16 protein-coding genes are annotated in these 19,886 nt (G+C 71.6%); 10 read left to right on the top strand and 6 right to left on the bottom strand.

What is annotated here, in order from left to right; translation table 11 throughout:
* From JHN45_RS24735 to JHN45_RS24720, 4 genes are all read left to right on the top strand, one after another.
* The coding region (locus JHN45_RS24735) for a right-handed parallel beta-helix repeat-containing protein (RefSeq protein ID WP_201050679.1) at window positions 1–1,737 on the top strand (1,737 nt) is incomplete at its 5' end.
* Between the two features lie 277 nt (window positions 1,738–2,014).
* The gene (locus tag JHN45_RS24730; RefSeq protein WP_201050678.1) at window positions 2,015–4,120 is read left to right on the top strand and encodes a histidine kinase; all 2,106 of its coding nucleotides are present in this window, start codon (window positions 2,015–2,017) and stop codon (window positions 4,118–4,120) included.
* Entirely contained in the window at window positions 4,117–4,761 is a 645-nt protein-coding gene (locus tag JHN45_RS24725) for a response regulator transcription factor (protein WP_307783182.1), read from the top strand. Before JHN45_RS24730 ends, JHN45_RS24725 begins: the two co-directional genes overlap by 4 nt.
* Window positions 4,762–5,081: 320 nt before the next feature.
* Complete coding sequence (locus tag JHN45_RS24720; protein ID WP_201050677.1) at window positions 5,082–6,365, top strand: alpha/beta fold hydrolase; 1,284 nt, start codon at window positions 5,082–5,084, stop codon at window positions 6,363–6,365.
* A 302-nt stretch (window positions 6,366–6,667) separates the two neighbouring features.
* Here the strand turns inward: JHN45_RS24720 and JHN45_RS24715 are convergent, their stop codons facing one another.
* From JHN45_RS24715 to JHN45_RS24705, 3 genes are all read right to left on the bottom strand, one after another.
* Window positions 6,668–8,122 carry a DUF6351 family protein gene (locus JHN45_RS24715; protein ID WP_307783183.1) on the bottom strand — a complete coding sequence of 485 codons (1,455 nt, stop codon included), beginning with the start codon at window positions 8,120–8,122 and terminating at the stop codon, window positions 6,668–6,670.
* Window positions 8,123–8,317: 195 nt separating this feature from the next.
* A complete protein-coding gene (locus tag JHN45_RS24710; RefSeq protein WP_201050676.1) occupies window positions 8,318–10,357 on the bottom strand; it encodes a hypothetical protein in 2,040 nt (679 codons plus the stop codon).
* 106 nt (window positions 10,358–10,463) lie between these two features.
* Window positions 10,464–11,459, bottom strand: a complete 996-nt coding sequence (locus tag JHN45_RS24705; RefSeq protein ID WP_201050675.1) for a lipase — start codon at window positions 11,457–11,459, stop codon at window positions 10,464–10,466.
* Window positions 11,460–12,031: 572 nt separating this feature from the next.
* Between JHN45_RS24705 and JHN45_RS54770 the strand changes: the two genes are divergently transcribed.
* The 4 genes from JHN45_RS54770 (at window position 12,032) to JHN45_RS24685 (ending at window position 14,676) form a co-directional block, all read left to right on the top strand.
* The gene (locus JHN45_RS54770) at window positions 12,032–12,850 is read left to right on the top strand and encodes a septal ring lytic transglycosylase RlpA family protein (protein WP_201050674.1); all 819 of its coding nucleotides are present in this window, start codon (window positions 12,032–12,034) and stop codon (window positions 12,848–12,850) included.
* Window positions 12,851–13,004: 154 nt separating this feature from the next.
* The gene (locus JHN45_RS24695) at window positions 13,005–14,081 is read left to right on the top strand and encodes a chitinase (RefSeq protein WP_200716086.1); all 1,077 of its coding nucleotides are present in this window, start codon (window positions 13,005–13,007) and stop codon (window positions 14,079–14,081) included.
* Between the two features lie 101 nt (window positions 14,082–14,182).
* A complete protein-coding gene (locus JHN45_RS24690; protein WP_201050673.1) occupies window positions 14,183–14,368 on the top strand; it encodes a hypothetical protein in 186 nt (61 codons plus the stop codon).
* Entirely contained in the window at window positions 14,365–14,676 is a 312-nt protein-coding gene (locus JHN45_RS24685) for a type II toxin-antitoxin system PemK/MazF family toxin (RefSeq protein WP_201050672.1), read from the top strand. The genes JHN45_RS24690 and JHN45_RS24685 overlap by 4 nt, the downstream gene beginning before the upstream one ends.
* Window positions 14,677–14,731: 55 nt before the next feature.
* Here the strand turns inward: JHN45_RS24685 and JHN45_RS24680 are convergent, their stop codons facing one another.
* From JHN45_RS24680 to JHN45_RS24670, 3 genes are all read right to left on the bottom strand, one after another.
* Window positions 14,732–15,409, bottom strand: a complete 678-nt coding sequence (locus JHN45_RS24680) for a bifunctional 2-polyprenyl-6-hydroxyphenol methylase/3-demethylubiquinol 3-O-methyltransferase UbiG (RefSeq protein ID WP_201050671.1) — start codon at window positions 15,407–15,409, stop codon at window positions 14,732–14,734.
* Between the two features lie 72 nt (window positions 15,410–15,481).
* On the bottom strand, window positions 15,482–16,768 hold the full coding sequence (locus tag JHN45_RS24675) for a cytochrome P450 (RefSeq protein ID WP_200716085.1): 1,287 nt from the start codon (window positions 16,766–16,768) through the stop codon (window positions 15,482–15,484).
* A 28-nt stretch (window positions 16,769–16,796) separates the two neighbouring features.
* Window positions 16,797–18,110: a glutamine synthetase family protein gene (locus JHN45_RS24670; protein WP_200716087.1), complete on the bottom strand. Its 1,314-nt coding sequence runs from the start codon at window positions 18,108–18,110 to the stop codon at window positions 16,797–16,799.
* A gap of 372 nt (window positions 18,111–18,482) precedes the next feature.
* Between JHN45_RS24670 and JHN45_RS24665 the strand changes: the two genes are divergently transcribed.
* Window positions 18,483–18,671: a ferredoxin gene (locus JHN45_RS24665; RefSeq protein ID WP_201050670.1), complete on the top strand. Its 189-nt coding sequence runs from the start codon at window positions 18,483–18,485 to the stop codon at window positions 18,669–18,671.
* Window positions 18,671–19,882, top strand: coding sequence for an NAD(P)/FAD-dependent oxidoreductase (locus JHN45_RS24660; protein WP_201050669.1), 1,212 nt, complete (start codon window positions 18,671–18,673; stop codon window positions 19,880–19,882). Before JHN45_RS24665 ends, JHN45_RS24660 begins: the two co-directional genes overlap by 1 nt.
* Window positions 19,883–19,886 lie beyond the last annotated feature (4 nt).

Below are 19,886 nucleotides of genomic sequence, written 5' to 3'. Positions count from 1 at the left end.
GTCTACCGGCTGACCAAGACGCTGACCTTCACCGCCGCGGACTCGGGCGGCGGCACGGCAGGCACCGTGTGGTGGAAGGCGGCGGCCGGACAGACCCCGGTCATCAGCGGCGGCGCCCACATCACCGGCTGGGCCCGAACCAGCGCGGACAGCGACATCTGGTCCGCTCCGGCACCCACCGGCCTGGACACCCGCCAGCTCTATGTCGACGGAGTGCGCGCCCAGCGCGCGACGGGCGCCCTGCCGGTGTCGGTGACCCAGACGGCGACCGGATACACCACGGCGTCCGGCGACCCGATGGCCGGCTGGCGCAACCCGTCGGCGATCGAGTTCGTCTACCGGGGCGGCCTGGGACTGTGGACCGAACCGCGCTGCCCGGTCGCCTCGGTGACGAGTACGGCCATCACCATGGCCCAGCCCTGCTGGAACAACTCCACCCAGCGGGTCATGCGCACCGACGACTCCGGCCGCACCTACAACCTGGTCGGCCGCAAGTCCATCACCGAGAAGCCGACAGCGGTGGAGAACGCCTACGAACTCCTCGACAAGGCGGGCGAGTTCTACCTGGACAAGAGCGAGCACCGCTTTTACTACATCCCGCGTTCCGGGGAGAACCCGGCCACGGCGGACGTCGAGGCGCCTGCACTCGACACGCTGGTGGCGTCCTCCGGCAAGGCCTCGGACGCACCCGGTCATGTCGGTTTCCAGGGCATCCAGTTCAGCTACGCGAACTACACCACCTCGAACACCGGCACCGGTTTCTCCGAGATCCAGGCCACGTATCAAGTCACCGGCACCAGCGGCTACGCCACCCAGGGCCTGTGCGACTTCGTGTCCGGCGGCACCTGCCCGTACGGCAACTGGACCAAGATGCCCGGCGCCGTGCGCTTCACCTACGACAAGAGCATCCACTTCGACCACGACTATTTCGTCCACCTCGGCGCGGCCGGACTGGACCTCGGCGACGGCTCGCAGAACGCCACCGTCACCGCCTGCGTGTTCACCGACATCTCCGGCAACGGCCTCGACCTGGGCGGTGTCGACATCCCCCAGCCCGCCAACTCCGCCCAGCACACCAGCGGGATCACCGTCAAAGACAGCCATTTCTACGACATCGCCGCCGAGTACCACGGAGGAGTCGCCATCGACGCCGGCTACATCGAGACCTCGACCATCACCCACAACCAGATCGACCATGTTCCCTACACGGCCATCTCCATCGGCTGGGGTGGCTGGCCCGACAAGGTGAGCCTGCCCGCACAGCCCAACTACTCCAACAACAACACCGTCTCCAACAACCTCGTCCACGACCACATGTCGCTCCTCGGCGACGGCGGAGCCATCTACACGAACGGGATCACCGGCACCTCCATGGCTACCGGTGAGCACGTCAGCGGCAACGTGGTCCACGACCAGCTCAACACCTCCGGCGGCCATGTCCTCTACACCGACAACGGCGCCACCTACGTGTCGATCCTCGGCAACGCCGTGTGGAACATCAACGTCTCCCCCTGGGGCAGCAAACACGGCAACTACACAGCGGGTGACGGGACTTACGACCCCACGGACATCGAAGGCAACTACTGGCCGAGCGGTCCCTCGGACTACGACAGCAAGGGCGTCCTGATCCAGGGCAACCACAACATCACCGGGGCCGACCAGGTTCCGTCGAGCATCATCGCGGCCGGTGGCATCGAGGCGCAGTACCGGGCAATACTCTCCTGGCAGCCGGCCTGACCCGAAAGCGTCCCGGCACGCGCCGCTCCCCACGGACAGGACAGCGGCGCCGCCGCCCGACTCGCGGGGCCACAGCCGTGCGGTGTCCCGACAAGAGGGCTGTCGACGGTGGCCCGCGAGCAGCCGGCCGCCCGGACCGCTGCGGCGGGTTCGTTATCCTGCGGGGCATGCGGTGTGGCACAGCTGATCCGGGGCCGCGGGTCCGGCCCGGACGATCCGGGCAGGCGGCACGGCCGCTCGGTGGGGGTGCGCGCCCGCACGCACGTGGGCCAGGGCCGTGATCACCACTGCGGCCGTCGTCGCCGTAGCGGCGCTGATCGTCCTGTACGTCCTGGCGCTGCGCTGCACCGCCGGGCTCGCCGTCGCCGGATCGGCTCTCGCCGTCCTCGCGGTTGCCGGGACCTGTACGGCGGCAGGGCTGCGCCCGTGGAATGCCGTGGGCAGCGCCCTGGTCGCGGCCGGTGGCGCGGCCGTGGCCTGGGTCCTGGGCCGCTCGCGGCGGCGGCGCCGGGCCGAACGCGCCGCGCTGGCCTCGTACCGCACCGGTGCGGCCTCGATTCCGCGGTTCGCCGCGCTCGCCGAGCGGGACCGGCTCGCCGTCGAGCTGCACGACGTGGCCGCGCACCGGCTCACCGCGATCGTCGTCTCGGCCGCCGCGGCACAACGGCTCGCCGACCCGGACCTGATCGCCGACGCCCTCCGGCACGCGGCCGACGCGGGCCGCCGGGCCGTGGCGGAACTCGACGACCTGGCCGACCGGCGGGACCGCGCGGGCGCCCCGGCCACCGGCGCCTCGCTCGCCGAAATCGCCTCGCTGGCAACGGAGTTCGGCGCCGACCTCCACACCACCGCCGGCGCCGTGGACACCGTCCCCGCCACGACGAGCGCGGTCGCGTACCGCGTGGTCCGCGAGGCGCTGACCAACACGGCACGCTACGCCCGTGGTTCCGCCGTACGCGTCTCTCTCGGCGGCGGCCCGGGTCTCCTCACGGTCACGGTGACGGACGGCGGCGGCACCGCCGCCGAACCGGACCTCGGCACCGGCGGCGGCCTCACCGGCCTGCGCACCACGGTCGGCACGGCCGGCGGCACTCTGTCCTACGGGCCGACCGCCACCGGCTGGACCGTCCATGCCGAACTACCGTCACCCGAGCCCCCGTTGCCCCCACCCCCGCACTCGGCACCGCGGGGTGCGGGTGCGCTGCGGCGCGGTCGGCTGTCGGCGGCTGTGTGTCGCCGGGTGCGGTGGCCCGGGTGCGCGCCCTTCGGCGCGCGCACGCGTGGGCCGGTCCCGCGCCGTCAGCCGCTCTGGCGTGGGCCCACCGCCCTCGACTGGGCGCTGGTCGTGCTTGCCGTCGCGCTTTCGCTCGGGGCGAGTCTCCTCTCGGACGACGTGCCGGACTCGTTCCGCGGTGTGTTGGCCGGCCTTCCGTTCGTTCTGCTGTCGGGGTTGCACGCGGTGCCGCTGGGCTGGCGGTCGCGTGCGCCCGGCGCGGGTCTGGCCGCGGTGCTGTCGGCACTCGTGCTGTGGTGGGGCTGCGACCGGGCGGGCTGGACACGACCGCCGGTCGGCGACATCTTCCTGGTGTACTGGTGGGTGGAGTTGACCTTCGTGTACAGCGCGGGCGCGTATCTGCCGCTCCGGCGCGGCGCTTTCGCCCCCGTCGCGGTGGCCGTGACCGGCGGTCTGGCACTGGCCAGCGGCAGCGGCATCACCGGCAGCCGGACGGTGGCCTGGGCGGTGCTGACCGTGCTGCTCGTGGTCCCCGCGTCCGCGCTGTGGTGGCTGGGAGTACGCACCGCCCGGCGGCGGGAGCGGCGCCGGGTCGCCGCCGCCCGGAGCCGGGAACTGCTCGAACGGGACGCCGAGGCCGCCGTACGCGACCAGCGTCGTCTGATCGCCGCGGGCCTGCTGCGCACCGCTCACCGGCACGCGTGCGACGTGGTCGCCGCCGCCGACGCCGGACGGCTCGACACCGTCCTCGCCGAGGCCCGGTCCGGCCTGGCCGCGCTCAGGGAACTCCTCGCGGACCTGCGCGCCCGTGACGGCGCCGTCACTCCACCGCCCACGGTCGCCGGGATCTCCGCGCTCGCCGCCCGCTACGGCGCCACCGTCAGCTACCGCGGGCCGCGCATGGCCGAGCCCGCCGTCGTGGGCGTGGCCGCGTACCGCGTCGCCGCGATGCTGCTGGCCGAGGGCGTCACGCTCACTGTGCTGCGCGGCGCCGCGGGCGTCGAGGTGTCCGGGCCGCTGCCCGCCGCCCCGGACGCGCGACGGCAGGTACGGGCGGTGGCCGACGCCATGGGCGGTACGCTCACCCGGACCGCCCACGACGCGGTACGCGTGTGGCTGCCGGAGGTGTTCCCATCACGATCAGAGTGATCGTCGCCGACGACCAGGCGGTCGTCCGCGCCGGGATCGCGGCGATCCTGGACGCCGAGCCCGGCCTGTCCGTCGTCGGGCAGGCCGCCGACGGGGAGTCGGCCGTCGCGCTCGCCCTCCGACTGCGGCCGGACGTCGCGCTGATGGACATCAGGATGCCGGGCGACGGCGGGCTGGCCGCCACCGCCCGGATCACCGCGGGCGCGCCCGCGACCCGCGTCGTCGTCCTGACCACCTTCGATCTCGACGAGTACGTGTTCGCCGCGCTGCGCGCCGGGGCCGTCGGTTTCCTGCTCAAGGACGCGGAGCCGGAGCGGGTGGTCGACGCGGTACGGGTCGTCGCCCGCGGCGCCGCACTGCTCGACCCCGCGGTGACGGGACGGCTGATCGAGCGGTACACCGCGGGCCCTCTTCCCGCCGACGCCGCCCGGCTGCGGCGGCTCACCCCGCGCGAGACCGAGGTCCTGCGGAACATGGCGCGCGGCTTGACCAACGCGGAGATCGCCGCCGAACTCGGCATCAGTCCGGCCACGGTCAAGGACCATGTCGCGGTGGTCCTGGGCAAGCTCGGCGTACGCGACCGGGTGCAGGCCACCATCGCCGCGTACGAGACGGGGCTGATCCGCCCAGGGGTCCGCTGAACCCCATCCGGCGGCGGGCCGGCACGGGCTCACGGACGTGTCGGGTCCGGGTGGTGGCCGGTGCGGGCCACGGGTCGCGCGCCGAAGCACTCGGGCGCGGCGGTCGGCGCAGATACGGAGGTCCGCCGGACCGAGCGGGCACGGACCCGCACCACCACGTCCCGCGACCGCCCGCGACGGTCCCGGCCGGGCCCGGGACAGGGCCGTGACCCCCGCCGTGCGGCGGGGTCCGGAACCCCGCCGACCAGCGGATTCCGCCGTCGGGCGGTCGTCCGGCGGCACGACGACCGGGCGGGCCACCCGCACCTAGCCTCACGGCCATGGCACTCAGGAATTCCCCTTTCGGTCCGTTTCCGCCGCTCGCCCGCCGCCTGTGCGGCGGCCTTCTGCTGGCCCTCGCGGTGGCGCTGACACCGGCCGCGGCGGCGGCCGGCTTCGTCGCGGCGGCGTTCGCGACCGCGAGCGTCCCGCTGCTCGCGATCGCGGGACTGCTCCTCGCCGCGGCGGTCGCCCTACCGCTCGGCCGCGCGGCGTTCACTCTGCTCGGCAAGCGCGGACTGCGGGCCACGGCCGCCTTCACGGGCGTCCTGCTCCTCGGCGTCACGGCCCTCGCCGCCGCCACGGTCTTCCACCCGATGCCGACCCCGGCCGCGGGCCCGGTCCCGTCCGACGTCCGCTTCTGGAACCTGCCCACCGGCTCCCGCATCGCCTACGTCCACGCACCCGCCGCCGGCACCCCCCGGACGACCCCGGTCATCTTCCTGCACGGCGGTCCCGGCACCCCGGCGGAGGGCATCCCCGCCGGCGGCCGGGAACTGGCCGCGGACGGCTTCGACGTCTACTCCTACGACCAGTTGGGCGCCGGCCGTTCCACCCGCCTCTCCGACATCACCGGCTACACCGCCGCCCGCCAGGTCGCCGACCTCGACGCGATCCGCCGTCTCCTCGGCGCGGACCGGATCATCCTCATCGGCCAGTCGTGGGGCGGCTCCCTGACCGCCCAGTACCTGCGGGCCCACGGCACGCACGTGGCGAAGGCCGTCTTCACGTCACCGGGCGCGCTGTGGGGCCGGCAGTATCCCGGGTCCAATGCCGGTGATCCCTGGAACGACCTGACGCCGGACCAGCGCTCCCGGCGCGACGAACTGACCGGCAGGCCCCGGCTGATCGCCGCGAGCCTGCTGATGGAGGTCAACCCGCGCGCCGCCCACGCTCTGGTGGGCGACCGCGAACTCGACCAGTGGATGCACCAGATGGCGCTTCTCGGCAAGGACGCCACGTCCTGCGCGGGCGCGGCACCCACCGAGGCACACGACAATCCGCAGGGCTTCTACAGCAACCAGATGACCGTCAAGGACTTCGAGCAACTCCCCGACCCGCGTCCCGTGCTGCGTACCGTGCACGTCCCGTCCCTGATCCTGCGCGGCCAGTGCGACTTCATCAAACCCGAGGTCACCCAGGAGTACCGCCGGACCCTGCCGAACTCCCAACTGGTCCGTATCCAGGGCGCGGGCCACTCCATCGCGCACTCCCGGCCGGCCCTCTACACCGCGCTCCTGCGTGCCTTCCTGCTGAACAGGCCCCTCCCGGCGCCCGCGTCCTGACCCGGGGCCGGGGCCAACGGGAGCGACGCGAGATGCCGGGGCCGACCGACCGAGCCGGCTGTCGCGGCGGACGGCGACGCCGATGCGGGTGAAGGAACAACTGCGGATGCTGCGCGTCGGCAAGGACACCACGGAGATCCCCGAGACCGGTCCGCCTCACGCCGCGCAGGGAGCAGTCGGTGACCTGGCCCTCGGCGTGGGCGCCGTCGAAGGGACGGATCCCGGCATCCGTGGAGGTGCACGGCTGCCGGGATCCGTAGCACTGCATCTCAACCACTACGGCCCACCCCGCCGCCGTGGGATCAGGGAGCGATCCCCACCCCGTCGATCCGGCTCCACGCCCGCTCCTGCTTCGCGGTCATGGCGGGCCAGGCGAGTCCGCCCGGCCGCGGCCGGATCCGCGACGCGTACGGCGCGGGGCGGAAGGCCGGGTCGTAGAAGCACCCGGTGCCGTACCTCTGGTCGAAGGCCGCGCAGGAAGCCGCGATCGAGCGTGCGGTCGGCTTGTGTCCATGGCGTACCCAGGCGTCGAGTGCCGCGATGGAGTCGGCGTACTCCGAGTCGCTCAGCGCACTGTGTTCGGTCTCCTTCGTGAAGGTCTGGACGAGGTCGCCGCCGCTGCCCGCGCCCTGGAGAGTGGCGCGGTAGGCCGCTTCGTGCTCGACGAAGGCGGTCGGGTCGTCGATCGCGTGCAGGGTGAGGACGGGGATGGAGACCTTGCCCGTCAGGTCGCTGTCGTAGGAGAGGTCGCGGCGCGCGGTGGGGTCGGCTGAGAACCGTTCGACGCCCGCGTTGAGTGCCTTGTCGTCGTGTGAACCCGAGTACCGCACACCCTGGTTGCTGAAGGGATTTCGGCCGCCGAGCCGGGTCGACACGATGTCCCGGAACGTGAAGGTCGCGAACCGCAGATGTGACTCCAGCGAGCGCTCCGGGATGCGGGTGACGGCGAGGATGTCGTCGAGGTTGCGCTGTTGGAGGGCGGTGCGCTCCGCGGGGGTGGAGGCGAAGCCGGTGCACTCCTGGAGGCGGGCGCGGAGTCCGCTGCTCGTCATGGTGGAGTCCGCGCGCAGCCCCTGCCACAGCGGGTACTGCGGTTCCGTCGGGCGGGGGTGGTTGTGGCAGTAGTACTGGTAGACCACCCGCAGGTCGACCCGGTAGTCGTAGCCGCGCGAACCGCCGCCGAGGACGCCGCTCGTCAGCAGCGCGCCGTCGTAGGCGCCGGGGCGTCTGCCGTAGGTCTCCGCGACCTTGGCGGCGACGTCGCCTCCCCAGGACTGGCCGTGCACGTAGGTGCGCCTGGGCTTGCCGAACTCCGAGACGAAGAGCCTGCGTACGTTCTCGGTGTCGGCGGCGGCCATCCGGGTGCCGTAGCCGCCGCGGCGGTAGGACGAGCCGGCCCAGGCGTACCCCTCCTTGACCATCACCGCCCAACGCCCCAGGTCGTCGGTGCTGCGTGCCGGGTCCGAGGCGTCGCCGAGATCGGGTCCGCCGTGCGCGTGCACCACGAGGGATCCGTTCCAGTGCGTCGGGACGGCCATCGCGTAGTACGCCCCGTTGCTGTCCTGGCCGGTGTAACACGTCGCCTGCCCGACCAGGTTCGCCGGGCAGGTGGCCACCGCCGGCCGCGCGGTCTCCGCCGTGGGCGCGGGGGCGTTGCCGAGCGTGCCGAAGAGCGTCGCGGCCACGCCGACGGCCAGCAGGGCCCGGCGGTGGCGAGGGGCCGGGAGCCGTCTGCGTACCGGCACGGGCGCGTCAATTCTTGTCACGGGAGCGGCTCCTATGAATTCGCTGTGCAAAGTTGCGCTGCGAACCGTGATGTTAGGAAGCGCCGCATGCGGGGACCAGCCGTCGATCATTGCGTTCATAGTGTTCGCCCGCCCCGCCTGCCCCGCCGCCCCGCACGCGACTTCCCGCACCGCCCGGTCCGCCCTCACGAACCGGACGTCATGCGGCTACGCCAACTCCCTGACGGTCTGCTGATCTCCGTCCGCCCGGTATTCGCCCCGTTCCGCCGCGGCCCGGTCGGCCAGAGTGTTGACGGCGGTGTTGAAGCGCTCCATGGAGGTGGGCCGGTCCGCGCCCAGGACGTACTCCTTGAAGTCGTGGCGGAGCGGCGCCATCGGATCGTGGCGCGGCTCGCGGACCGCGCGGAGGATCTCCGGCAGCCGGGTGCAGTCGCGGTCGAGGAGGTAGGCGCCGCCGGCGGTGGTGTAGGCGGCGCGGAAGTCGTCGTCGGGCAGGTCGTGCGCGTTGGTCAGGACATAGGGCTTGAGGCTGGCGACGAAGTCGGCGACCACCGAGGAGACGTCGCTGATGAGCATGTCCGCCTGGTTGAAGCATGCGTACAGCGTGGGCAGTTGTCCGAGGATCACCTGGTGTCGGACCGGTCCGTGGCTCTCCCAGAAGAGCCGGTGCCACTCGTTGTGCAGGGCGTGCCACTCGGCCGTGTCACCGCGGTCGGGGACACGTGAGTCGCGGGTCTGCTGGGTGTGGTCGCCGCTGTGCCGTCCGGCCAACTCGTCGATCCGGGCCCGGATTTCCCGCAGCCTCGTTCCGACGACGAGCGCGGCCTGCGCCTGCGCCCGCGTGTGCGCGGACTCGTGTCGCTCGTTGTCGTTGCCCAGCAGGTCACGGACGGCCCGGTCCGCGGCAGCCGCTTCGGGAGAGCGGCGGCCGGTGAGCGGGTGCGGCTTGTAGATGATCCGTACGTTCTCGGCGAGGAGCTTCTCGATCAGGGGCACGCCCATCGGGATGAGGGAGGTGTGGCAGTCGTCGTCGCTCCAGCCCTCCCAGGTGGGGGCGTACAGCACGACCGGCAGTGGGCCCGGCACGTGCTCGGTGTGCAGTCGTATCGACGACAGTTGCGGGCGCCCGACCTCGACGATCGCCCCGTCGCTGATGGCGTGCCGGACCCGCTGGTAGCGGTCGCGTCCGGCCCGTCCGGCCACCCAGATCTCGTCGTACACCTTGCTGACACGGTTGCTGCTGGCGAGCTTGTCGCTGTCGCCGTGGCCGATGAAGACGTGCTTGGCCTCGGCGACGCGCAGCATGTGCACGTTCTTGCCGGCGTTGCCCGGGTACAGGACGACCCGGACGTCCGGCAGTTCCAGCTCGGCCAGGTCGTCGGCCTTGGGCACGCACAGGACCGGGATCCAGGTGCGGCTGAGGTAGCGGAACGAGGCCTGCTCGCGCAGGATGATCAGCGGGCGTCGATCGAGCTGCTCCAGGGTCTCGATCCACATGTTGACCTGGTACATGAAGTCCCGGGAGACCGCCGCGAAGCTGAAGTACAGGGCCACCTCGGGCCGGTAGCCGCCCAGTTGGCGGTTGACCTCGGCGATCACCTCGTCCTTCGCGGGCATCCGGCGGGCCCTGCGGAACGCGATCAGCAGCGCCACTACGGCCGCCAGCGCGGACCCGGCCGTCAGCGCGTAGCCGATGACGGCGGGGTACCAGGTCCCGGCCGCGAGCGCCACGAGCAGTCCCACGTGGGCGGGCAGGTCCAGGTGCAGCAGCTTGCGCAGGAAACGCCGGTAGAGATAGGCGGGCGGGGGCTTCTCGATGCCGGACCCGCTCATGTCGAGGTTGCGCACGGCCACCGGCAGCACGCGCCGACGGCTGATCGCGTGATGCACGGCCGAGTACAGCATCACCAGCGTGAAGTGGGCGCCGAAGACGGCGAGTCCGGCGACCAGCACCCGGTCCGGGGCTCCGGTCCGGTCTGCCAGGGCGAGCAGCATCAGCGTTCGGAAGGCGAACCGCAGGGTGCGGTCGAGTTGCAGTGCCGCAAGTCGGCGGACGAACTGGGGTGCCCGGACGTGCAGGGCCTCGTCCACGACGTAGCTCACGGCGGACGCGGCGGCGAAGCCCCACAGGGACGGCAGCAGTGCGAAGACGGGCAGCGCGGCGAAGCCGGCGGCGAACAGGAACACGAGCAGAAGGTCGGTCTTCGCCCGCACGCGCAGGGCAGCACACAACCAACGGACCATCATGGACAAGGGATCCCCCCACAGGACTTCCCGCGACGGCGGCGCCGTTGCACGCCAGTTCGACGCGAGGAAGGAGTGAAGGGTTGTACGCCTGATGGCTGCGAATAATTCACTTCCGGTTAACCGAATCGCGCCTTCCCGAAGACCAGCTCCGGACACCCCGGGCCGGGTCCGTCCAGGAGGGGCGCGGGACGGTCGCGCAGCTGCAGGCCGAAGAAGGCCAGCAGGATCTCGCGCTGCACGGCGAGCGAGCGGTGCCACTCCAGTGGGCCGATGAAGGCGGCGAGTTGCTCGGGTGTCGCCCCGAGCCGCGTCGCGGCCTGCGGGAGGAGGGTCTCGTAGTCGTGAAGGTGAAGTGCTCGGCTCCGGTCAGGCCGAGGAAACGGCGCCAGCCGCGCAGGTGGGGCCAGGTGCTCAGCCAGGCGGTGTCGTCGTCACGGTCCGCTCCGAGCAGCAGGAAGGGTGCGTCCGGTCCCCGCGTGACGACGTCTCCGAACAGGCCGCCGTCGAGGTTCGCCCCGGCCCCGATCGCCACTCCCCCGGACATCGCCTCCGCGGCGGTGGCACCGCCCGGGGAGTGTCCGAACATGCCCGTCCGCGACAGATCCATGATGTCCCGCAGCCCGGAGGGAGGGGCGGGCGCGTCCCGCCGGACCGCCCGGCCCAGCTCCGCCAGGGTGTACCGCACGTCGGCCACCCGCACCCGGACGGCCTTGCGGACGATGCGCCCCTCCTCGTCCGGCGGGAGGGTCGGGGAGAGTTCGGGCATGGCGTACGTCTCGACGCGCCCTCCCGAGAACTCCACCTGTCCGGCGTCGTAGGTGTGGTCGACGGTGACGACCACGTAGCCGTAGGAGGCCAGGTTCTCGACCAGGCACAGGCTGGAACTGCGGTGCTGTCCGTGGCCGTGCGAGTAGCGGATCACCGGTCTGCGGCCACCGGCCATGCGCGCGGGGGCGTCGGGTGCGGCGTGGGTGACCGGCAGGACGACGTACCCGGCGGGCAGCAGGCCCGCACTCTGGAAGTGACGGGCCGCCGCGGATGTCATCCACGGGGCACCGCGTCGGACGTCGGTGCGCTCGGCCGGGTACCTGATCTGGACCATGAACTCCCGTACGGCCTGGAGGGGACCCAAGGGTCACGCCGGGAGTGGTCCACCAGCCGCAGGGTGTGGGCGCCGATCGCGTGCCGACCGGTAGGCGTGGGCAGCACGACGCGCTGGGGCGGGACCTGGGGCGCCGGGCCTGGCCGGGCGGTGCACGGGTGACGCGACGGCGGACGAGGCGCCGGCCACGGTTCCGACTGCCGCGAGGGCCCCGCCCAGGACCGTCAACTTCCGCCGTGTCCAGGCGTGTTGAGGCGTCGGCTGTCCTTCTTGGCGCTCCTGGCGCTCGTACGTGGTGATGAGCTGATGCGTGGCCATGATCAGAGTCTTGATGCCGGTCGGACTCGCCGCCGATGCCATCTGTCACGACTGTCCGTGACAAGTGTCATGAACGACATGAGGGTCACGAGCGCCACGGGCACGCCGCCCGCCAACGCTGTCATGCACACACCTTGACCAAATTGGTCTAGACTTTTACCTTCGAGTGGTCAACCTCCTTCGGCTCGCGCCCAGTTGAGACGTGCGCCCTCTTCCGCGTGCGCCGAACCGCTCGAAAGGGCCCCGCCACCCCCATGACCACTCGTCGCTACCTCCCCCGTATCGCGTTACGCGGCACCCCGGTCCTCGCCCTGCTGACCCTGCTGCTCGGTCTCCTCGCCGCAGCACCGGCGGCCGCGGCGACCGGGGCGATCACCGGCCTCGCCGGCAAGTGCCTCGACGTCGCCGGAGCCGCCTCCGCCGACGGCACACCGGTCCAGCTCTACGACTGCAACGGCACCGGCGCCCAGCAGTGGACGGTCGGTACGGACAGCACCGTCCGCGCGCTGGGCAAGTGCCTTGACGTCACGGGCGGTTCGACCGCCGACGGCGCCAAGATCCAGCTGTGGACCTGCAACGGCAGCGCCGCCCAGAAGTGGACCGTCACCTCCGCCAACGACATCGTCAACCCGCAGGCCGACAAGTGCCTGGACGTCACCGGCAACAACTCCGCCAACGGCACCCGGCTCCAGATCTGGACCTGCACCGGGGGTGCCAACCAGAAGTGGAACGCCCCCGCCCAGCAGTCCGGCGATCAGTGCTGGGCCACGCACTACGGTCCCCAGCCCGCCGGTGCCCTCACGGCCAGCGGCGAGGTCTTCGACAACAACGCGGACACGGCGGCCACTTCGCTCTCGCGCCAGCCCCAACTGCCTTTCGGCACACGGGTCCAGGTCACCAATGTCGCCAACGGCCGCTCCCTGACCGTACGGATCAATGACCGAGGGACGTTCGCCCAGACCCCGCAGGAACCGAAGTGCCTCGATCTGACCGACGGCGCCTTCAGCCGCCTCGGCGGCGTCCTCGACCCGGACGCCGGACACATCGTCGTCACCCAGACGGTTCTGGGCTGACCACTGCGGGCCGCCCGGCTCGCCGCACCGGCCGACGCAGGCCGACCGACCGTTCTCGTCCGCCTCTCAACCACAGGAGCAAAGACCCATGGTCACCCCCCACTCCGCACCAAGTCTCCGGGGACTCACGGCTCTGAGCAGACTGACCCTCGCCATGCTGCTCGCCGCGGCGCTGTCCGCCCTGTTCACCATCTCCCCCGCCCGCGCGGCGGACGGCCGGATCACCGGTCTGGCCGGCAAGTGCGTCGACGTCGCCGGGGCGAACTCCGCCAACGGCACCGCCGTACAGCTCTACGACTGCAACGGCACCAGCGCCCAGACCTGGTCCAACCCCGGTGACGGAACGCTGCGCGCGCTCGGCAAGTGTCTCGACGTGACCTCCGGCGGCACGGCGGACGGCACGACGGTCCAGCTCTACGACTGCAACGGCAGCGCCGCCCAGAAGTGGGCCGTCAGTTCCGCCAACGACATCGTCAACCCGCAGGCCAACAAGTGCCTGGACGTGACCGGCAACAACTCGGCGAACGGCACCCGGCTCCAGATCTGGACCTGCTCGGGCGGCGCCAACCAGAAGTGGAGCGCTCCCGCGAGCGGCGGCGGCACCACTCCGTCCGGTTTCGTCGTCAGCGAGGCCCAGTTCAACCAGATGTTCCCGAGCCGGAACGGCTTCTACACGTACCAGGGCCTGACGGCCGCCCTGTCCGCCTACCCCGGTTTCGCCAACACCGGCTCCGACACGGTGAAGAAGCAGGAGGCCGCCGCCTTCCTCGCCAACGTCAGCCACGAGACCGGCGGACTGGTCTACGTCGTCGAGCAGAACACCGCCAACTACCCGACGTACTGCGACTGGAGCCAGTCCTACGGCTGCCCGGCCGGTCAGGCCGCCTACTACGGCCGCGGCCCCATCCAGCTGTCCTGGAACTTCAACTACAAGGCCGCGGGCGACGCGTTGGGCATCGACCTCCTCAACAACCCCTGGCTGGTGCAGAACGACGCGGCCGTCGCCTGGAAGACGGGCCTGTGGTACTGGAACACCCAGTCCGGCCCGGGCACGATGACCCCGCACAACGCCATGGTCAACGGCGCCGGTTTCGGCCAGACCATCCGTTCCATCAACGGCTCCCTGGAATGCGACGGCCGCAACCCCGCACAGGTCCAGAGCCGCGTCGACGCCTACAACCGCTTCACCTCGATCCTCGGAGTCAGCCCCGGCAGCAACCTCTACTGCTGACGCTCACCCTCGGGCCCACCTGACACGAGGGCCGGTTCCTCCGTGAACCGGCCCTCGCACCAAGCACCCATGACGGCACTCTTGCCACTAGAATCGGTGTCATGACTGCCATCACCCTGCGCATCCCCGACGCCATGGACAAACAACTCCGCGACGCCGCCGCCGGCGCCTCGTCCCTGAACGACTACATCGTGCGAGCCGTACGACGTCAGATGACCCTCGACGCCGCGCGCAAACTCGCCTCCGTCGCCCCCCTCGACCTGGCGGGCGAAGGCGACACCCTGTGACCGTCCGCAAGGGCGACGTCTGGGACGTCGACACCGGCAAAGGCACCCGCACCGTTCTCGTCGTCAGCCTCGACGGACTCGCCGACGCCTACGGCGCGGTCGTCGTCCTGGTTCTGCATGCCCCGGCCCAGCACCCCGACACGGCGATGAGCGTGCACCTGACCACCCCGGTCGACGCCTCGGTCGTCGCCGTCAATCTCCTCCAGCTCTCCACGCTTCGCTTCGAGACCGGCACACCGCACGGGAACATCGGCCCCGAACAGCAGGAACTCGTCGACAACGCCCTCCGCGCGGTCCTCGACCTGTGAACCCCGGCAGGACGGCCTCCCTCGGGCGCCGAGCCCGCCCTCGGCGGGCGGGCTGTCAACGCAGTCGACGCGCCCGCAGCACGACGTCATCGGTGTGGTGCGCACCGGCGCCGCCGTCCGGTGCCACTCGTGGCCGCTGCTCGTCCACCTCCACTGTCCAGTCGTCGTCGAGCAGAGCGGCGACCATCGAGGGCCAGACGTAGTCGGCCGGGTCGAACTCGCTGTCGTGTTCGTGCCGGGTGTCCATCCCCGCGTGGTGCACGAGCAGCAGTACGCCTCCGGGCGCGACGGCCGCGAGCAGCGCCCGCTCGGCCGCGGCGTCGGGTGTCCGCAGCAGGGCCGGATACTGCGCGGAGACCAGGTCGAAGGAGGCCGGGGGAAGCGCCGCTTCCGCCAGTCCGGCGTGTACCCAGCGGACGGTGACACCGGCGTCCCTCGCGTGCCCCGCGGCCCGCTCCAGCGCCACTCCCGAGACTTCGAGCGCGGTCACGTCCCAGCCGGCGCGCGCGAGCCAGACGGCATCGGCGCCCTCGCCGCAGCCGACGTCGAGTACCCGTCCGGGCGTGAGCCCGGCGACCTCGGCCACGAGCGCGCCATTGGGCCGGCCGCTCCACAGTTGCTGTCGGTCCATGTATCGGTTGTCCCACTCGGCCCGGACCTCGGGGTCTCCGACGTATCCGTCGGCGGGCAAGGACGTGTCGGGCGCGGATGATCCTGCGATGTTGTCGGTCACCGGCCCACGGTCACCCACCCAGTCCTGGTCACGCCACTCTTGTTGCCGCTCCGGCAAATCGTCGGCCCCGTCTCACGCGAGCCTCACCTCCACCGGCAGCCTCTTGATGCCGTTCACGAAGTTCGAGCGCACGCGCGGCACGTCGCCGGCCAGGCGGATGTCCGCGAGGCGGGGGATCAGCTCCTCGAACATGATGCGGATCTCGGTGCGGGCCAGCAGGTTGCCCAGGCACAGGTGGGGGCTGCCCTTGCCGAAGGTGACGTGGTCGTTGTGCTGCCGGGCCACGTCGAGGTCGTAGGGGTCGGTGAAGACCTCCTCGTCGCGGTTGCCGGAGGCGTACCACATGACGACCTTGTCGCCCTCCTTGATGCGTTTGCCGCCGAGTTCGACCTCTCGGGTGGCGGTCCGCCGGAAGTGGTAGACGGGGGACGCCCAGCGCAGGAACTCCTCGACAGCCGTGGGGATCAGCGACGGGTCGTCCTTCAACCGGGCCAACTGCTCGGGGTGTTGGAGCAGGGCCAGCATGGAGTGGGTGATGGTGTGGCGGGTGGTCTCGTTGCCGGCGACGACCAGGAGCAGGAAGTAGTTGTCGAAGTCCTGCGCGGAGAGCGGGACTCCGTCGCGCGGGGTGGTGTTGACCAGTCTGGAGACCAGGTCCGTGCCCTCGCCGCCGCGTCGCTGTCGGGCCAACTCCCTTCCGTACTCGAAGACTTCGAGCGAGGCGGGTGAACGGAACGGCAGGTCTCGGTACTTCTCGCTCTCCTCGCTGTGCAGCAGCACGTCGGCGTAGTCGGGGTCGGTGTTGCCGATGATGCGGTTGCCCCAGTCGATGAGCTGCTGGTTGTCCTCCGGCGGAACGTCGAGGAGCCGGGCGAGCACGTTGATGGGGAAGTCGGCGGAGATCTCCTTCACGAAGTCGAAGCTGCCCTTGGCCAGCGCAGCGTCCAGGGTCCTCGCGGTCAGGCCGCGCAGGAAGTCGGCGTAGCTGTTGATCACCCCGGCCCCGAACTGCCGCTGGATCAGGCTGCGCAGGGCCCGGTGGCGGACGCCGTCGAGCTCCAGGATGGAGGCGCGTTTCTTGATCTGGTCGTCGTCGACCTCTTCGAGGTTGACGAACCGGGTGGAGGTGAACGTCTCGGCGTCCCGGTCGACCCGGGCGATGTCGGCGTGCCGGGTCACCGACCAGAAGCCGGAGTTGGGGGCGTCCTCCGGCTGCCAGTGGACGGGGTCCTCGTGGCGCAGGGTGTGGAACATACGCCAAGGGGTCACGCCGTCCGTGAAGTTGTCGAGGTCGGCGAGGTCGACGTCCGCGAGGGGCAGGGGTTCGTTCGCGGCGGCGGTCAGGGTCGTCTCGGTCATCGGTGGCTCCTGGGGGTCGTGCGGGCTGTCACAGGTGGTAGGCGTACTCGGTGAACTCCCAGTCGGTGACGTGCCGTTGGAAGCGCTCGACCTCGTTCCGCTTGTAGGAGAGGAAGGACGTGGTGAAGTCCTTGCCGAGCACCTCGGCCAGGGCGGTGTCCGCCTCCAGCGCGTCGAGGGCCTCGGACAGGGTGCCGGGCAGCACGGCGGAGCGGGCCGGGTCGTAGCCGTAGCCCTCCAGCGGGGCGGGCGGCTCCTCGGCCGCCACCACGCCCAGCAGCGCGGCGGCGATGGTGGCGGCGATCGCGAGGTAGGGGTTGGCGCTGGCGTCGCCGAGCCGGAGTTCGAGCCGGGCCCCGGAGCCGCGCTCGGGCGGGACGCGGACCATGGCGCTGCGGTTGTCGAGCCCCCAGTCGATCAGCCAGGGCGCGAGCGTGTCGGGTCCGAAGCGTTTGTAGGAGTTGACGGTCGGGTTGAGCAGCGCGGCGAGGGCGGGCGCGTGGGCCATGACCCCGGCGACGGAGTGCCGTGCGGTGGCCGAGAGGCCGTAGGGCCCGGACGGGTCGTCGAAGGCGTTGCGGCCCTCGGTGTCGTGGCTCGACAGGTGGAGGTGGAAGCCGGACCCTCCGGCGTCGTTGAACGGCTTCGCCATGAAGGTGGCGAGTCTGCCCTCCTTGCGGGCGAGTTCCTTGATGGCGGCCTTGAAGCGGAACGCCCGGTCGGCGGCCGACATGGCCTCCGAGTGGACGAGGTTGATCTCGAACTGTCCGCCGTCGAACTCGTGGTTGCCGCTGAGCACGCCGATGTTCAGGTCGCGGACCTGGCGCAGGGTGCGCAGGAGGTGGTTGTCGGGGTCGGCGCGCAGCCCGGCCGTGTAGACGACACCGGGGTCGGACGCGTACCTGCGCCAGCCGCCGGCGGCGTCGCGCTCGCACAGGAAGTACTCCAGCTCCGGGCCGACGACGGGCCGCAGACCGTGCTCCGCGCACCGGGCGAGGACGGCCTGGAGGAGGTCGCGGGGCGACTCGGGGGCGGGCGCACCGGTCGCCGGGTCCAGGACCTCGCCGAGACAGGCGGCCACGCCGGGCTCCCACGGGAGGGGCAGGAGGGTGTCCAGGTCGGGGCGCACGCAGATGTCGGGCAGCCCCGCGTCCAGACCGCCGTGGACCGGGACCACATCGCCCTGCGGACTGGTGTGGTAGACGGCCCGGCAGAAGGCGAGCCCGTGCTCCATGGCCCGGGGCAGTTCCTCCAGCAGGACGTCGCGGGCGCGATCGGTGCCGATGAGGTCGGGGTACGTCACCCGGACCACGTCGATGCCGTCGGCGGCCAGTCGCTCCATGTGGCGGCGGACTTCCGAGATGTCTTGAACGCTCACCGTTGTCTCCTCGGGCGGACGGTGGGGCACTTCCGGGTCGGGAGCCCGGAGGCGGGCGGCGGGGAAATGAGGGGCCGGGGCACGGCGGTCACGGGCGGTCCCGGCAACGTTGTTTGACGCCAAACGGTAGGAGCGGTCCCCGCATCCCGCAAGAGGCGACGACAAGAAAATTATCCATCCGGATAGGTATTGACCCCACCCCGGCGGCTTCCTATCTTGTTTGAAGCCAAACGAGTCAGGGGCCGGCCTTCGAGCCCCTTTGGCCGGGGCCCGGCCACCGTGCCGGGCCCCTCTCCCCACCACCTCTCCGACGCCCTCACCTCTGGAGGACCGGCCATGAAGGTCGTCGTCGACATGAACAAGTGCCAGGACCACGGCCAGTGCGTCTTCGCGGCCCCCGACGTCTTCCACCTGGACGACGACGGACACCTCGGCTACGTCCCCGACCCCGACGACGCCCTGCGCGACGAGGTCGAGGAAGCCGCGGACGTCTGCCCGCTCCAGGCCATCCGGATCGAGGAGTGATGACCACGGGAAGCGTGGTCGTCGTCGGCGCCTCGATGGGCGGCCTGCGCGCCGCCGAACAACTGCGGACGGCCGGCTGGACCGGCTCCGTGACGGTCGTCGGCGACGAACCGCACATGCCCTACAACCGCCCCCCGCTCTCCAAGGAGGTCCTCGCCGGCAAGGCCTCCTTCGACTCCCTCGCCTTCACCCCCAAGGCGAGCACCGCCGACGTGCAGTGGCGCCTCGGCCGCAGGGCCGTCACGGCCGACCTCGCCGAACGCACCCTCACCCTCGACGACGGCACGACCCTCCCCTACGACGGCCTGGTCGTCGCCACCGGTATGCGCCCCCGGCGGCTGCGCTGCCCCGGACCGCTCACCGGCCGCCACACCGTGCGCACCCTCGCCGACGCCCAGGGCCTGCGCGCCGAACTGACCCGGCCGGGCGCGCGCGTGGTCGTGGTCGGCGCCGGCTTCATCGGCTGCGAGGTGGCCGCCACCGCCGTGGGCCTCGGCGTCGCCGAGGTGACCGTCGTCGACCCGCTGCCGCTGCCCATGGTGGGCCCGCTCGGCGAACTGCTCGCCGGTGCGCTGCTACGACGGCACGAGCGGCACGGGGTGCGCTTCGCGCTCGGCACCGGGGTCTCCGGTTTCGAGGGCGAGGACCGGGTGACGGGTGTCGTACTCGGCGACGGGACCGTCCTGGCCGCCGACGTGGTGGTGGAGTCGGTCGGTTCGCTCGCCAACACCGAGTGGCTGGAGGGCAACGGGCTCGACCTCAGCGACGGTGTGCTCACCGACGAGCTGCTGCGGGTCGGGGGGCTGCCGTCGGTCGTCGCGGTCGGCGACGTGGCCCGCTTCCCCAACGCCCGCTACGACGGGGTGCCACGCCGGGTCGAGCACTGGTCCATCCCGACGGACAGCGCGAAACACGCGGCCAGGAGTCTCGCCGCCCATCTCACGGGAGCCCAGGGCGAGTTGGGGGCCTTCGCGCCGCTGCCCACCTTCTGGAGCGACCAGCACGACTTCCGGCTGCAGTCCTTCGGATCACCCCTGCTCGGCCTCGACGACGTCCGGATCCTGGACGGCGACCCGGACGGCGACCTCATCGCCGGCTACCACCGCGACGACCTGCTCGTCGGCGTCGTGGCGCTCGGTGCTCCCACGACGGCCGCGCGGGCCGCCCGCTACCGCGCCGCGCTCCTCCAGCAGCCCGCCCTCACCGCGTAAGGAA

Origin of the sequence: Streptomyces sp. MBT53, from assembly GCF_016654115.1 — a bacterium.
GTDB lineage: Bacteria > Actinomycetota > Actinomycetes > Streptomycetales > Streptomycetaceae > Streptomyces.
Note: the sequence above shows the minus strand (reverse complement) of the source record. Positions and strands in the feature narration are given on the sequence as shown.